A 637-nucleotide genomic window follows, 5' to 3' on the forward strand; every position below is an offset into this window, starting at 1 on the left:
TCAGAGTCCTTTCCATGTATCCCTTACCTCGAATGAAAATATAACGCTGCGTTAAGGGGTGAATGCCGCATAAACCAACCTTCCGCAGAACACTTTAACCACCAAAAATCACCGCATACTAAAAATGCCACGCGGCATGAATCCCTCTTAAACGCCTTGTTATGTGCGCAACCCATCGATGAACATCCTAGCCTTTTTCGGGCTAGTTACCCTAACGAACTTTATATGACTGCACCTTGAATCATTCAGTAACTCATTGTAACCAATACGATTTGTTTTATACGTTTTCAATGTCCAGAGAATAATCGAATCTTTGCTAAGAAACGATTTTTTGAATGACTCAACATTACCTGCTTTACCCCAAAGCTCCTGCTTAGTAACAATACGAATTAATGCTCGTTTCACCGCTTGGAATAGCGTCCTTGAAAATGAATAGTCCACCCAAATGATGGTGTCAGCCCTAGCCCACTTAATTTCGGCTGTCCGGTTATAGTTACCATCAAGCACCCATTGTTCGCCGCTTAGACTCTCAGTTAAATTTGCGAAGAATTCTTCGTCTGTAGACTCTTGCCAATTTGGCTTCCAGAATATGGCATCCATTTCCAAATATGGGTATTTGAGCTTATCAGCAAGCTGG

General features: G+C 41.9%; 1 protein-coding gene and 1 pseudogene. Both read right to left on the bottom strand.

The features are described from left to right. Positions 1–97 precede the first annotated feature (97 nt). Positions 98–163: pseudogene (locus FC652_RS20745) on the bottom strand (DUF3265 domain-containing protein); the annotation flags it as partial. Continuing rightward, a partial coding sequence (locus tag FC652_RS20155; protein ID WP_176299910.1) for an adenylate kinase occupies positions 160–637 on the bottom strand: 478 nt, incomplete at its 5' end. The pseudogene FC652_RS20745 and the gene FC652_RS20155, both read right to left, overlap by 4 nt.

The sequence above is a fragment of the Vibrio sp. 05-20-BW147 genome (assembly GCF_013369385.1).
Classification (GTDB): Bacteria; Pseudomonadota; Gammaproteobacteria; order Enterobacterales; family Vibrionaceae; genus Vibrio; species Vibrio floridensis.